Origin of the sequence: Candidatus Protochlamydia sp. R18 (assembly GCF_000648255.1) — a bacterium.
Classification (GTDB): Bacteria; Chlamydiota; Chlamydiia; order Chlamydiales; family Parachlamydiaceae; genus Protochlamydia; species Protochlamydia amoebophila.
The window spans coordinates 1-14,154 of record NZ_BASL01000717.1 but is presented as its reverse complement, the minus strand read 5'-3'; the positions used below and the strand labels follow the sequence as shown (position 1 = coordinate 14,154).

Below are 14,154 nucleotides of genomic sequence, written 5' to 3'. Positions count from 1 at the left end.
CATGAAAACGTTAGAGACTAGAAAAGAAAAAAAAGCCCAAGGAAAAGTTGTTAAAGCTTTTGGAAACTTACTTCAAGTTACATTTGAAGGAAATATTCGACAAGGTGAAGTGGCTATGGTTCATGTGGACAACCTTCAACTAAAATCGGAAGTAATTGAAATTCTTGGTAATCAAGCTAAAATTCAAGTATTTGAAGATACAAAAGGAGTTCGTTTAGATAGCTTAGTTAGTTTTACAGGAGATTTGTTAGAAGCTGAATTAGGCCCGGGTCTTTTAAGTTCGATTTTTGATGGTCTGCAAAATCCTTTAGTGGATGTTGCTGATCAAGCTGGCCTCTTTTTACCAAAAGGAATTTATTTATCTGCGCTGGATCGTCAAAGGAAATGGGATTTTGAATCTTCTGCTAAGGTTGGGGATGTTCTTTTCAGAGGAGATCGGATTGGTTCGACAAAAGAGGGTCGTTTTCATCACTTTATTATGATTCCATTCTCATTATATGGAAAATATCGCTTAACATGGGTAATAAATTCAGGTTCTTACACTGTTGATACAGTTGTTGCCAAAGCTATAGATGAATCCGGCCAAGAACATTCTTTTACCATGGTTCAAAAATGGCCTGTCAAAAATGCCCTTATCCATGGAGAAAAAATTAAGCCGACTAAGATGATGGATACCGGCGAAAGGATTATAGATACACAATTTCCTTTAATGAAAGGGGGTACCTTTTGTACTCCTGGGCCATTTGGAGCTGGTAAAACTGTTTTGCAGCATCATCTTTCGAAATATGCGGCAGTGGACATTGTTTTATTTGTAGCTTGTGGAGAACGTGCAGGAGAAGTTGTTGAAGTATTAAGAGAGTTTCCGCATTTGATTGATCCCCATACTGACGAAGCACTAATGAAGAGAACAGTGATTATTTGCAACACTTCATCTATGCCTGTTGCCGCTCGAGAGTCATCTATTTATATGGGTATTACCATAGCTGAGTATTATAGACAGATGGGGTTGGATGTTCTAGTTTTAGCTGATTCAACTTCCAGATGGGCTCAGGCTTTGCGTGAAATGTCCGGACGATTAGAAGAAATTCCAGGAGAGGAAGCTTTTCCCGCTTATTTATCTTCCCGAATAGCAGAGTTTTATGAGCGCTCTGGTGTGGTCTCTCTTCGTCATGGTAAACCAGGCTCTATTACGATCGGAGGAGCAGTTTCACCTGCAGGAGGAAACTTCGAGGAACCTGTAACGCAAGCAACTTTATCAGTGGTAGGTGCTTTCCTTGGGCTATCAAGGGCTCGTTCTGATTCAAGACGTTACCCGGCAATAGATCCATTATTATCTTGGTCTAAGTATGTTGACACAGTTGGAAATGAACTTAGCCATCAAGTTGATGGATGGGATCAAATGGTTAAGCGAGCTCGGCATATTTTATTTAATGGAAATGAAATTGGAAAGCGAATGGAAGTGGTGGGAGAAGAGGGAATATCGATGGAAGATATGCTTACTTATCTCAAAGCTGAGCTTTATGATTTTAGTTATTTACAGCAAAATGCTTTTGACAAAGAAGATGCTTATTGCCCGTTAAAAAGGCAAATAGCTTTGTTTCAATTAATTAATCAAATTTTTGACACAACTTTCGATTTTCATACACATGATCAAGCTCGTGAATTTTTCTTAGATTTACAAAATCGTATTAAAAACATGAATTTTATTCCTTTTGATACTGAACAATACCGAAAGGTATTTGCAGAAATTAAAAGCATTATCGAACAACAATCTCGGAAATAATTAAAGGATACCATCATATGAAAATTGTTTATGATCGAATCAATAATATGCGTGGGAACCTTATTACGATAACAGCTGAAGGAGTTAGTCTCGGTGAACTAGCACGTATAGATTTAAAAGATGGAAGAAATATTTATGCTTCCGTACTCCGTATCGACGGAGATCAAGTAACCTTACAAGTGTTTCAGACGACTCGTGGAATTTCAACTAGTGATCAAGTCACTTTTTTAAATCGACAAATGCAAGCAGTTTACGGAGACACTTTACTTGGAAGGCGTTTAAGTGGATCTGGGTTACCTATTGACGGAGGACCTCAGGTTATAGGAGAGTCAATTGATATTGGATCAACTTCTTTTAATCCTGTTAAGAGAATTGTTCCAAGAGATATGGTCCGAACAAATATTCCTATGATTGATGTTTTCAATTGCCTAGTCAAATCTCAAAAAATTCCCATTTTTTCAGTTCCTGGGGAGCCATATAATGCTCTTCTTATGCGTATTGCGAATCAAACTGATGCAGATGTCGTCATAATTGGTGGGATGGGATTAACCTTTAAAGAATATCAAGCTTTTATTGAAAATGCTGAATCAGCCGGAACAATTAATAAAACTGTGATGTTTATTCATCGAGCAACTGACCCAGCTGTTGAATGCTTACTTGTACCAGATATGGCTCTTGCTTGCGCTGAACGTTTTGCAACAGATGGTAAAAATGTTTTAGTGTTATTAACAGATATGACTGCTTTTGCAGATGCAATTAAAGAAATAGCAATTACGATGGACCAAGTCCCTTCCAATCGAGGTTATCCAGGTTCTTTATATTCTGATTTGGCATCTCGATACGAAAAAGCAGTCTCTATCGAAGATAGCGGTTCAATTACAGTTATTGGGGTAACTACAATGCCCGGAGATGATGTGACTCATCCAGTTCCTGATAATACAGGTTACATCACTGAAGGACAGTTTTATTTACACCATGGTAAAATAGATCCTTTTGGATCTTTATCTCGTTTGAAACAACTTGTGATTGGGAAAGTCACTCGAGATGATCATGGTGATTTAGCCAATGCGATGATTCGTTTGTATGCTGAATCCAAAAAAGCAAGAGAGCGGCAAGCTATGGGTTTTAAACTTTCTAAGTGGGATGAAAAGCTTCTTACTTATTCTTATTTATTTGAAGAAAGGATGATGAATTTAGAAGTAAATTATACTTTAGAAAAAGCTTTAGATCTTGGATGGGAAACGTTAGCAGAGTGCTTTCAAGCAAGCGAAGTTGGAATTAAGGAAAGTGTTATTTCTAAATATTGGCCAGAAATTGCTCAAATAAGTAAGTGATTGAGGGGTGATTTGTGGCTGATGTCAAATTAACAAAAAATGAGTTGCGTGACCAACAAATGCAACTTGTACAATTAGAAAAGTATTTGCCAACTTTACAGCTTAAAAAAGCTATGCTTCAGTCGGTTATTCAGGAAACACGCATTGAAATTCATCGCCTCGAAGACTTAATGGGGAAAAAACAAGACGCAGTTAACATGTTCAGTTCGCTTTTAGCGATCAAAACGACAATTGATCCGATGCAAGCTATACAATTGAAAACAGTTTTTAAAAGGTATGAAAATATTGCAGGGGTAGAAATTCCTTATTTTGAGGGAATCGAATTTGAAGCTTTCACATATAGCTTATTTGAAACATCTCCGTGGATTGATGCAGCCGTTTTAGGTCTACGTTCTTTAGTTGAATTACGAGAGCAAATTAAGATTACGACAGAGCAAAAACAAGCTTTAGAGCGCGAACTCCGTGAAGTCTCGATTAGAGTGAATTTATTTGAGAAAATTTTGATTCCTCGAGCGATTGAGAATATTCGTATAATTAAAGTATTTTTAGGGGATCAGCAATTAGCTGCTGTTTCTCGAGCAAAAGTTGCTAAAACAAAAATTGAAGCGAATAAGAAAGCTTTTCTTTTGACTCTTTCCAAAAAGGAGTTCAAACATGCGTAAAGATGTTAAAAAATTCTTATTTCTTGGATTAGCAGATGAAAAAAAATCTTTTTTTCAACAAGCTCAAAAACTTGGGTTTATTCACTTTATTGATCCTTGCCAAACTTCAAACCGCGATATACCTGAAGCTGTAGAAAAATTGACTACTGCAATAAAAATTTTGCGTGGCTTACCTTTCGTTGAACAAGAGGAAAATTATCAACCCTTAAACTCAAACGCGATAGTAGAAAATATTCTTTCGCTATGTAAAAAAAGTGAGAAAAAACAAGAAGAAATACGTGTATTAAGATTAGAAATGTCACGGATTGAAATTTTTGGGAATTTTTCTTTAGAAGATATTTATTTCATTGAAAATGAAGGTAAACGAAAAATTCAATTTTTTGTTGCACGCTCTAGTGCGTTTAAAGAACAAGATCCGCCTGATGAATTGATTTATATCTCTTCAAACCAAGGTTTGGATTATTACTTTGCTATTAACGAACAGTCAGTTTCTTATGACAAACTCATTGAAATTAAGATCGATCGATCTTTGCAAAATTTAAATCAACAATTAATTGAAGCAAATTCAGAAAGAAGACGAATTGATCATCAGCTTAAAGAGTTAGCAAAATACAATGAATTTTTGCATCATGCCCTAGTAGATAAACTCAATAGTCATCATCTTAATCACGCACAGACCTATGTTCAACAAACGATGGATGGTTTACTATTCGCTGTTGAGGGATGGGTGCCGGCGAACAAAGTTGATCAAATAGAAAAAGTCACGAAAGCTTTAAATGTCTATATTGATGAAGTGGCAATTGAAGCCTCAGATGTTATTCCTACTTATTTAGAAAATAGTGGTTTTAGTAGATTGGGAGAAGATTTAGTTAATATTTATGATACACCGTCACCTTCAGATCATGATCCTTCAAATTGGGTTCTTTGGTGTTTTACGCTCTTTTTTGCTTTTATTATCGGTGATGCAGGTTACGGATTTATTTATTTAGCTTTAGCACTTTTTCTTCGTTACAAATATCCTGATTTGAAAGGTTTAAGTAAACGTTTACTGAATCTTTTTACTATTTTATGTGTAGGATGTATTGTGTGGGGGACTTTGATGACCTCGTTTTTTGGGATGCAAATCGATATCAATAATCCCATACGTAAAATTTCTCTCGTACAATGGTTATCAAAGGAAAAAATTGCTTATCACATTGCTCATCAGGATAGTACTTACCAAAAATGGCTTCAAGCATATCCTACATTAGCAAATCATGCTGATGCTCATGAGTTTGTTTCGTTTATTCCAGATTGGGAGCCAAGCAAAGGCCCAGTTATTTTAAGTATGATCAGTGATACAATTATGTTTGAATTGGCTTTATTTATTGGTGTCGTTCATCTTTTGCTATCGTTGTTGCGCTATGGATTGCGCAACATTCCAAATTTAGGATGGGCCGCATTTCTGATTGGAGCTTACCTTTATTTCCCTTCTCACCTTCAAGCTCCAAGTTTTCTTAATTTTATTGGAAATGTGGATTTGAATGAAGGGGGAAAAATAGGTTTACAATTTATGATAGGGGGTATTGCTTTTGCATGGATAACCTCTATTTGGAAAAATGGGTGGACGGGAATTTTTGAAATCACAGTTTTAATTCAAGTTTTTGCCGATGTCTTATCTTATTTACGTCTTTATGCTTTAGCTCTGGCCGGAGCTGTTGTGGGTGCGACAGTCAATGAAATTGCCAGTGGATTACCCTTATTAGCTTCTTTCTTTTTGGTTATGATTGCCCATTTTGTGAATTTGATTTTGGGAACAATGGGAGGAGTAATTCATGGATTGCGACTTAACTTTTTAGAGTGGTATCACTACTCTTTTGAGGGGGGAGGAAAAAAATTTCAACCACTTAAATTATTAAAAATCGAGTAAATCAATAGGAGTTTTCAATGGATATTAATATGGTTGGCCCTGCAATGGCACTAGGATTGAGTAGTATGGGATGCAGTATTGGATGTTGGATTGCAGGATCAGCTTCTCATGCAGCTATGAGTCGGACTGAAGAAGGGCATGGTAAGTTTATTGGAATGGCTGCAGCCCCTTCTTCTCAAGTTATTTATGGATTTTTGCTTATGTTGCAAATGAGCCGTGCAATTCAAGCAGGAACGCTATCTCCTTTTTCTGCTATTGCAATTGGGATTTTTTCTGGTTTAGCAATTGGGCTTTCCTCTATTTATCAAGGCAAGGTTTGCGCGACAGGGATTCAAGCCTCTCTTAAACAACCCTCCGTGTATGGTAAATGTTTTGCTGCAATTGGAATTATTGAATCATTTGCATTATTTGCATTTGTCTTTGCACTTTTGATTATATAATTCACCTAAAAAACTTTCTGAGGAGTGTGTTTCTGATAGACAAAAAAATTTCAGAAAATGATTCGAATGAAATTAAGCCAAAGTGGACACAAATCGGAGTCTATATGACAATCCCTTTCGTTTTGGCTATTTCTCCTATTATTGGGTGGTTAATTGGGGGGTGGTTGGATCAAAAATTGGAAACAACTCCTTATTTAACCTATATCGGACTATGCTTAGGTTTTGTAGCTGGTTTCAGAGAATTATATCGAATGATTAAGCGGTTTGGTGATGGAGATTAATTTTATTTTTCGACTCATTAAGATGACGTTATTTTTAGCGATTTTAGCTAGTCTTTTTGTTTACTGTTACATAGATTTAAGCACTAGTCTCGGTATTTTAAGCGGAGCATGTTGGGCTTGTCTGAATATCTACTTTCTTAAAATGTTATTAGAAGAATATTTAAAATTAACCTCACTAAATGTATTAAAATTTTACACTTGGATAGGAATTAAATTTCCATTAATTTATTTAACAGGGTATTGGTTAATAAAAACTCAATTTTTTTCTGTCATTAGTTTGATGAGTGGGTTTTCGCTTCTCTTTATTGCAATTTTTATATTGGGAATTGCTAAAATAATTTTTGAAAAAGTAAAAGAAAAAGTAGGATCGTCAGCATGATTATGGGGCAATATTTATTCTGGCTTGCTAATGCTCACGAACCGATTGAAAATCGAATACCAGAATTACCTAATTTTATTTCCGTGCTCTATCACCGTTTTCAACATACAACTTGGGCACAATGTTTACATCGTTGGGAAAATATCATTTTTGCCATTCTCGTTGCCAGTCTCATTTCTTTAGTGGCCTATTTAGGTGCACGAAAAAAAGAAATTATCCCATCAAAATTTCAGAATCTATTAGAAATCGCAGTGGAGAAATTTAGTTATTTAATATTAGAAGTATTAGGTCCTGAAGGAAAAGCTTACATTCCGTTTTTAGGAACGCTATTTATCTACATTTTTACTATGAATATATTTGGAATGGTTCCTTTAATGAAAGCACCTTCGTCTAGTTTGAATATTACCGCAGCTTTGGCGATTTGTGTATTCTGTTTAGTTCAATTTTTGAATATACGAAATATGGGAATTTTTGGTTTTTTATATCATTTGGCTGGCTCGCCCAAAAGTATGCTAGAGTGGCTTCTTGCTCCTTTGATGTTTTCTTTGGAAATCATTTCACAGATTTCTCGCCCCCTTACTCTTGCTCTACGTTTATTTGGAAACGTGCTTGGAGAAGATATCTTAATAGGAACATTTGCTTTAATGGGAGTTGTCATGATTTCTTCTGTTGAGACATTTGTAGGCATTCCTTTGCAACTTCCTTTTATGTTTCTGGGCTTACTTACAAGCTTTATGCAAGCTTTAGTCTTTACTTTATTAAGTACGGTCTATATTTTATTATCTATGCACAAAGAAGGTGAAAAAAACTGATTTTTTTGCTATTAATTGGATAGTTAAAGTTCGTGATAGCAAAAAAGTAAATACCTTCTTTTTATGCATATATTTAATCGTTGCTAAACTCATGCATTTAGCACGAAATCCAGCTCTGAAAAGCATTTACATTAAAATAAGAAAGAGGAAAACAATGAGTATTGGAACAGCATTAGCTCTCTCTGCTCCATTTGCAGTCGGCCTTGCAGCATTAGGATCAGGTCTTGGTCTTGGTCGTGCTGTGAGTAGTGCAATGGAAGCTATAGGTCGTCAACCTGAAGCATCTGGTAAAATTTTGACGACAATGATTATTGGCGCTGCTTTGATTGAAGCCCTAACAATTTATGCTTTAATTGTGTTCTTCGTTGTTTTAGAAAAAATGGCATAATTTAATTATGAATTTTGAAATTGAGCAAATCTTAACTCAAATCATCGCTTTTTTAATTATGCTAGGGGTTTTAAAAAAGTTCGTTTGGAAACGCCTTCTTAATTTAATAGAAGAGCGAAAGCAACTGATTCAATCAGAATTTGATAAAATCGAAAATCAAAAAGAAGAAGTGACAAAGCTTTCTGAAGAGTATAAAGCTAAGTTACATGATATTGATGCTGAAGCTCGTCGGAGAATTCAAGAAGCCGTTGTTAAAGGGAGAGATATTGCTCATGATATTGAGCAAGAAACTCGCCAAAAAGTAACTTCTCTTTTGAATAATGCTCAGGAGGAAATGAAGCTAGAGTTAGCTCAAGCTAAAGAGCAATTGAAAAAAGATGTCCTTAATATCTCCTTCGCTATTACAGAAAAGCTTATTCATGAAAAAGTGGATATAAGTAAACATCAAAAATTAGTTGAAGAAGCTGTAGAGCAAGTTGAAATCCGATGATAGCTAAAGGTGTTTCTTTAAGATATTCAAAAGCTTTAGTAGATATTGCAACAAATCCAGAACAAATCAAAAGCCATTTGATGGCTTTAGAAGAATTTGTGGGGATATTGGAAACCATTCCTAAGCTAAAAGAATTATTATTTGATCCTCACCTCAGTACTTTAACAAAAAAAAGTATCCTTCAACGATTGTTTAAAGATCGTTTAGATGAAATTATTTTAAATTTTCTGTTCGTGTTAATTGAAAAAAATCGTTTTAAATACATTGTGGATATCAGAAAAGAATATCATCGCTTAGCTAAAAAACGGTTGGGAATTTTAGAAGTTTGCTTGTTAACTGCTGTTTCCGTGAGTGACACGCTTCAAGAAAAAGTTCGAATAAAACTACAAAAAACTTATCAGAAAGAAGTTGAAATTCAAAATGTTGTCAATCCAGATATAGTTGGAGGAATGATTCTGATCATGGATCATCAAATTTTTGATAACAGTGTGAAGAAAAGACTTGCAAAACTAAAAGTTAGCTTATTAACGGCTAAGGTCTAGGAGAGAGAATGCGTTTAAATCCTGAAGAAGTATCTTGGGTCATTCAACAAGAAATTGAAAAATATCATGAAGATCTCTCCTTAAAATTTGAATCTGCTGGGCGTGTTTTGTATGTAGGAGATGGAATTGCGCGCGTCTGGGGTCTTGACGATGTGATGATGTCAGAACTTGTTGAATTTCCTGATGGAACATTAGGAATTGTTTTGAATCTTGAAATCGATAATGTGGGAGTCATCATTTTAGGTTCCGATCGAAATATTCGTGAACAAGACATCGTCAAAAGAACAGGAAAAATAGCTTCAGTTCCTGTCGGTGAGGGAATGCTAGGGCGTGTCATTAATGCTTTGGGACAACCAATTGACGGGAAAGGAGCAATTGAGACAAAAGAATTTAGAGCAATCGAAAGTTCAGCACCAGGAGTTGTGCAAAGAAAACCTGTGAATGAACCCGTTCAAACAGAAATTAAGGCCATTGATTCTATGATCCCTATTGGACGCGGCCAAAGAGAATTAATCATTGGAGATAGACAAACAGGAAAAACGACTGTTATTCTTGATACGATCATTAATCAAAAAAATACGGGAGTTTATTGTATTTATGTAGCGATTGGGCAAAAATCTTCTACAATTGCTCAAGTTGTCAAAATCCTAGAAGAACATGATGCAATGAAATATACGATAATTGTAGCTGCCACAGCTTCTGATCCCGCAGCGTTACAGTACGTCGCTCCCTATTCAGCAACGGCATTAGGTGAGCATTTCATGTACAATGGTAAGCATGTGATCTGCTTTTATGATGACCTTTCTAAACATGCACAAGCTTATCGAGAAATAGCTCTTCTTTTAAGAAGACCTCCTGGCCGTGAAGCCTATCCGGGAGATATTTTTTATTTACATTCTCGTTTACTTGAAAGATCCGCTAAATTAAGCACTGAATTAGGTGGGGGATCTTTGACAGCGGTACCTGTCATTGAAACTCAAGCGAATGACGTGACGACCTATATCCCTACAAACGTTATTTCTATTACAGATGGCCAAATTTATTTAGAGTCTGATCTTTTTTACGCAGGTGTGCGTCCAGCTATTAATGTGGGAATTTCAGCTTCTAGAGTTGGTGGAAAGGCTCAATCGAAAGCCATGAAAAAAGTTGCAGCAAGTCTACGTTTAGATTTAGCTCAATATCGTGAGTTAGCTGCGTTTGCTCAATTTGGTTCTGAAATGGACAAAACAACGCAAGCTCAGCTTGTCCGTGGTGAAAGAATGATAGAAGTTTTAAAGCAAGACAAATTCAAACCTATTTCATTATCCAAACAAGTGATGATTATTTTTATAGGAACGAAGGGATTTTTGGATGATGTTCCTCTCCCTTTTATCAAAAATTTTGAAAATGAATTTTATCTATTCATGGATGAAAATCATCCTCATATTTCTAATTCGATTGAACAAAGCCTTGACTTAGATCAGAAAACGATGGAGCAATTAAACGAAGCTGTGACGAAATTTAAATCTGATTTTAAGTTACGCTATCAAATATAGATGGGGAATAATCAAAGATGGCTAGTTTAAGAGAAATTCGTAAGCGTTTACAGTCCATTCAGAACATTCAGCAGTTGACCAAAGCAATGGAAATGGTGGCTGCTTCTCGTTTGCACCAAGTTCAAATAAAAGTTAAACAAGCTAAGCCGTACGTCGTTAAACTTTCTGAAATTTTAGATCGTTTGAGTCAAATAACACAAGATATTAAACACCCTCTGTTAGAGCAGCGTGAAGTTAAGAAAGTTGGTGTTGTAATTGTAGCAGCTGATATGGGATTATCGGGACCTTATAATAAAGATATTTTCTCAGCCGCTAATAAATTTCTGAAAACATATACTCAAGAGCAAGTTGAGCTAATTTTAGTCGGCAAAAAAGCAACAGACTATTATAAAAAACGACCTTGGAACATTCGATTTGAATTTGGTGAATGGGGAGAAAAACTAACGTCACATCAAATAAAAACTTTTGCAAATCAATTGATGAGCTGGTTTTTAATTGGAGAATTGGATGAAATTTGGCTTGTTTATACGCATTATGTGACAATGATGACTCGTAAAGTCATGGTTGAGAAATTTTTAAATATTCAGCAAATCTCTCCCAAATCTGAAAAATCCCCCGTAGATTATATTTTTGAGCCAAATCCTAAGCAGATTTATGGAGCAATCTTATTTAATTATTGTATGACTAAATTCCAGTCAATTTTAAATGAATCTTATGCTTCAGAATTAGCTGCACGCATCTTTGCGATGAAGGCAGCCACATCAAATGCGGATGATATGATTGAAAAATTAACTTTGGTTCGTAATAAAGTAAGACAAGCAGGTATCACTAAAGAGATGTTAGAAATCACTTCTGGAGCAGAAGGATTAAAGTAAAGAATAGTAAAAGAATAGTAAACGAGACAATATAGCGATTTCCTTTGTGAATTTTTCGAATCATTGAAGAAACTCAATAGAAAAGGCTCAAATAAAAATAAAAGGCAAATGATGGCGGTAGGAAAAGTCAAACAGATTGTAGGTCCCACATTAGATATCGAGTTTCCTCCTGGGCAGCTTCCAAACATTTTAAATGCGATTAAAATCATTGATCCCAAAGATCAACGAGAACTGATTGCGGAAGTTGCAATGCACTTAGGAGATAACCAAGTTCGTTGTATTGCCCTGTCATCTACAGATGGTTTGGTAAGAGAAGCCCAAGCCGTTGATACTGAAGCTCCTATTTCTATTCCTGTGGGAAGTCCAACACTTGGTCGACTCCTTAATGTCCTAGGTCAACCGATCGACGAAATGGGAGCTATCGAAAACGCTGAAATTTCTCCTATTCACAAAGTTTCCCCCACTTTCGAAGAGCAAGATACACAGGGAGTCATTTTTGAAACAGGAATTAAGGTTATTGACCTTCTTTGTCCCTATACAAAAGGAGGGAAAGTTGGGTTGTTTGGAGGGGCAGGAGTTGGTAAATCAGTCATTGTAATGGAATTAATTCACAACATTGCCACCCATCATGGAGGCTATTCTGTTTTTTGCGGAATCGGGGAAAGAACAAGAGAAGGAAATGATTTATGGTTAGAAATGAAAGAGTCCGGTATTCTTTCTAAGACTAGTCTCGTATTTGGCCAGATGAACGAACCTCCTGGGGCGAGAATGCGAGTAGGTTTAACAGGATTAACGATGGCAGAGCATTTTAGAGACCAAGAGCATCAAAATGTCCTTTTATTCATTGATAATATTTTCCGTTTTGTTCAAGCAGGATCAGAAGTTTCTGCGTTGCTGGGTAGAATGCCGTCCGCTGTCGGTTATCAACCAACTTTAGCAAGTGAAATTGGAAGTTTACAAGAAAGAATCACTTCGACAAAGCACGGTTCTATTACCTCAGTCCAAGCGATTTATGTTCCAGCAGATGATTATACAGATCCAGCACCAGCTAGTATTTTTCCCCATTTAGATGCTGCAACAACTCTCTCGCGTCAAATTGCGGAACTGGGCATTTATCCAGCTGTAGACCCTTTAAATTCAAGTTCGCGGATTTTAGACCCTCACGTTTTAGGTGAAGAGCATTATCAGGTCGCTAGACAGGTGCAAAAAGTTTTGCAGCGTTATAAAGATTTGCAAGACATCATTGCAATTTTGGGAATTGATGAATTATCTGAAGAAGATCAGTTAACAGTTTCTCGGGCTCGTCGCATTCAAAAATTTTTATCGCAACCATTTTTTGTTGCCGAAACGTTTACAGGAAAAAAAGGACGTTTTGTTAAATTACCCGATACTATCAAAGGATTCAAAATGATTGTAGAAGGAGAAATGGATAATATTCCTGAGCAAGCTTTTTATATGGTGGGAACAATTGAAGAAGTTTTCGAAAAAGCTGAGCAAATGAAATAAGGTTAGGGTGATTACAGATGCTTTATCCATTATCCATTTTAACTTCTGAAAAAAATGTCTTTAATGAAGACGTTTATTCTGTGAATGTACCAGGTGCTGTTGGATACTTCGAAGTGCTGGCACATCATGCTACTGTAATCGCCTTGTTGCAGCCAGGGAAATTGACAATTATCAATAAAGATCATCAAAAGCTTTATTTCGGCATAACAACTGGATTTATTGAGGTTTCTCATAACAGTGCAACAATCATTGCTGATGCAATTGAATCCGTTCAAGAAATTGATGTCGAAAGGGCGAAGCAGTCTTATGAACGTGCTAAAATGCGTTTGGAAAGGGCTGATAATCACGTGGATAAAGAACGTGCAAAACGTTCCTTGAATAGAGCAAAAAATCGTATTAAATTGTTTTTAGAAATTCATCCACAAGTTAATTACATACCTCTCAAAGCATTATTAATTTAATTTTCTTTGCAAACAAGCACTAGTAAGAAATTTAAAGCCAATTTTGTAATTCAAACTTTTTGCAATTATATTTAATAAATCTTTAGTAAAAACTTTTTGGTAGTGCTAAATAGGTAAGGCTATTTCAATAAACTGATCTAATTTGATAATTTGATAGATTAATTATTCTAATTCAAGCGGAGAAGAGCAATGAAATGTACGCACTGCGGCTCAGATTTGATAAAGAAGAATGGTTATACAAGACATGAAAAGCAAAATTTTCGCTGTTTAGAGTGTGGCAAACAGTGGAGCGAAAACAATGAAGCTAAAATCATTAACGAACAAACAAAGGAACTTGTCAGAAAAGCTCTTTTAGAAAGGGTATCTCTTAATGGAATTTGTAGAATTTTTGATGTAAGCATGCCATGGCTGCTAGATTTTATTAATTTCATTATCAATGATTTGCCTGAGGATTTAAATGCACAAGTCACATGTTGTGAGAAAGATGAATTGGAAGTGGCTAAACTTGAAGTAGATGAGCGATGGAGTTTTGTAGGAAATAAGAAAAATGATCAGTGGTTATGGCTCATCTTGCATAAAAAAAGTCGTCAAGTGCTTGCTATGCAAGTGGGTCCTCGAGATAAAAAAACCGCTGAGCTTCTTTTTGCAAAACTACCCGAATCATTAAAAAAAAAGCCCTCTATTTCACTGATAAATTTAATGTCTATTATGAAACCATTCCTTGGAGTCAACATCAACCAGTTAGCAAGCAATCTGG

At 35.8% G+C, this 14,154-nt stretch carries 15 protein-coding genes and 1 pseudogene; all 16 read left to right on the top strand.

From position 1 onward, the window contains the following. The first annotated feature begins 1 nt into the window (after position 1). Positions 2-1,783 carry a V-type ATP synthase subunit A gene (locus TY19_RS07025; RefSeq protein WP_042281319.1) on the top strand — a complete coding sequence of 594 codons (1,782 nt, stop codon included), beginning with the start codon at positions 2-4 and terminating at the stop codon, positions 1,781-1,783. A 17-nt stretch (positions 1,784-1,800) separates the two neighbouring features. Further along, on the top strand, positions 1,801-3,117 hold the full coding sequence (locus TY19_RS07020; RefSeq protein WP_042281318.1) for a V-type ATP synthase subunit B: 1,317 nt from the start codon (positions 1,801-1,803) through the stop codon (positions 3,115-3,117). A gap of 14 nt (positions 3,118-3,131) precedes the next feature. Further along, positions 3,132-3,779 (top strand): V-type ATP synthase subunit D, encoded by a 648-nt coding sequence (locus TY19_RS07015; protein WP_011176224.1) that lies wholly within the window; start codon positions 3,132-3,134, stop codon positions 3,777-3,779. Continuing rightward, on the top strand, positions 3,772-5,688 hold the full coding sequence (locus TY19_RS07010; protein ID WP_042281317.1) for a V-type ATP synthase subunit I: 1,917 nt from the start codon (positions 3,772-3,774) through the stop codon (positions 5,686-5,688). The genes TY19_RS07015 and TY19_RS07010 overlap by 8 nt, the downstream gene beginning before the upstream one ends. Positions 5,689-5,705: 17 nt before the next feature. Further along, complete coding sequence (locus TY19_RS07005) at positions 5,706-6,128, top strand: ATP synthase subunit C (protein WP_011176222.1); 423 nt, start codon at positions 5,706-5,708, stop codon at positions 6,126-6,128. 104 nt (positions 6,129-6,232) lie between these two features. Further along, entirely contained in the window at positions 6,233-6,409 is a 177-nt protein-coding gene (locus TY19_RS07000) for an AtpZ/AtpI family protein (protein ID WP_079979262.1), read from the top strand. Next, positions 6,399-6,788 carry a hypothetical protein gene (locus tag TY19_RS06995; RefSeq protein ID WP_042281314.1) on the top strand — a complete coding sequence of 130 codons (390 nt, stop codon included), beginning with the start codon at positions 6,399-6,401 and terminating at the stop codon, positions 6,786-6,788. The genes TY19_RS07000 and TY19_RS06995 overlap by 11 nt, the downstream gene beginning before the upstream one ends. After that, positions 6,785-7,600 carry a F0F1 ATP synthase subunit A gene (gene atpB / locus TY19_RS06990; protein WP_042281313.1) on the top strand — a complete coding sequence of 272 codons (816 nt, stop codon included), beginning with the start codon at positions 6,785-6,787 and terminating at the stop codon, positions 7,598-7,600. Before TY19_RS06995 ends, atpB begins: the two co-directional genes overlap by 4 nt. A 154-nt stretch (positions 7,601-7,754) precedes the next feature. Beyond that, positions 7,755-7,988, top strand: coding sequence for an ATP synthase F0 subunit C (gene atpE / locus TY19_RS06985; RefSeq protein WP_039358578.1), 234 nt, complete (start codon positions 7,755-7,757; stop codon positions 7,986-7,988). A 7-nt stretch (positions 7,989-7,995) separates the two neighbouring features. Further along, entirely contained in the window at positions 7,996-8,478 is a 483-nt protein-coding gene (gene atpF / locus TY19_RS06980) for a F0F1 ATP synthase subunit B (protein ID WP_042281312.1), read from the top strand. Further along, positions 8,475-9,020 carry an ATP synthase F1 subunit delta gene (gene atpH, locus TY19_RS06975; RefSeq protein ID WP_042281309.1) on the top strand — a complete coding sequence of 182 codons (546 nt, stop codon included), beginning with the start codon at positions 8,475-8,477 and terminating at the stop codon, positions 9,018-9,020. Before atpF ends, atpH begins: the two co-directional genes overlap by 4 nt. Before the next feature lie 8 nt (positions 9,021-9,028). Continuing rightward, on the top strand, positions 9,029-10,555 hold the full coding sequence (atpA, locus tag TY19_RS06970) for a F0F1 ATP synthase subunit alpha (protein ID WP_042281306.1): 1,527 nt from the start codon (positions 9,029-9,031) through the stop codon (positions 10,553-10,555). Positions 10,556-10,572: 17 nt separating this feature from the next. Then, on the top strand, positions 10,573-11,430 hold the full coding sequence (gene atpG, locus TY19_RS06965; protein WP_039358566.1) for an ATP synthase F1 subunit gamma: 858 nt from the start codon (positions 10,573-10,575) through the stop codon (positions 11,428-11,430). A 111-nt stretch (positions 11,431-11,541) separates the two neighbouring features. Next, positions 11,542-12,936, top strand: coding sequence for a F0F1 ATP synthase subunit beta (atpD, locus tag TY19_RS06960; protein ID WP_042281303.1), 1,395 nt, complete (start codon positions 11,542-11,544; stop codon positions 12,934-12,936). Between the two features lie 17 nt (positions 12,937-12,953). Further along, a complete protein-coding gene (atpC, locus tag TY19_RS06955) occupies positions 12,954-13,397 on the top strand; it encodes an ATP synthase F1 subunit epsilon (RefSeq protein ID WP_042281301.1) in 444 nt (147 codons plus the stop codon). A 189-nt stretch (positions 13,398-13,586) separates the two neighbouring features. Next, positions 13,587-14,154: pseudogene (locus TY19_RS06950) on the top strand (IS1 family transposase); the annotation flags it as partial.